Source organism: Pseudomonas sp. 65/3-MNA-CIBAN-0223 (assembly GCF_040310425.1).
Lineage (GTDB): Bacteria > Pseudomonadota > Gammaproteobacteria > Pseudomonadales > Pseudomonadaceae > Aquipseudomonas > Aquipseudomonas gregormendelii.
Map to the genome: position 1 here is coordinate 1 of NZ_JBEOPV010000212.1, position 261 is coordinate 261.

The 261-nt window shown below is 39.1% G+C and carries 1 protein-coding gene; it reads left to right on the plus strand.

The features are described 5' to 3' along the window. Positions 1–261 (plus strand): hypothetical protein (locus AAEZ09_RS28615; protein ID WP_350601715.1); only part of this gene is annotated, 261 nt, incomplete at both ends.

The window sequence follows — 261 nt, forward strand, 5'->3', positions numbered from 1 at the left end:
CAGCTAGCTAATAGTAAAATGTTGCTTGAATGGCTTGAAAATGGCCGACCTGCAGACCAAGAAAAAATTGTTATAGCTGAACTTAATAGCATAAAAAATCAATATGATTTAGCTCAAGCATCTTATGCCGACCGTGAAACCGCGGCCTACTACAACCAAGATGGGTTTTTACGCATATTAAACCAACAACAAGATGCTTGGTTTTTTGACTATCGCGATAGTAAGCAAGAGCGAATGCTGAATGTATTCACAGAGCCTAGT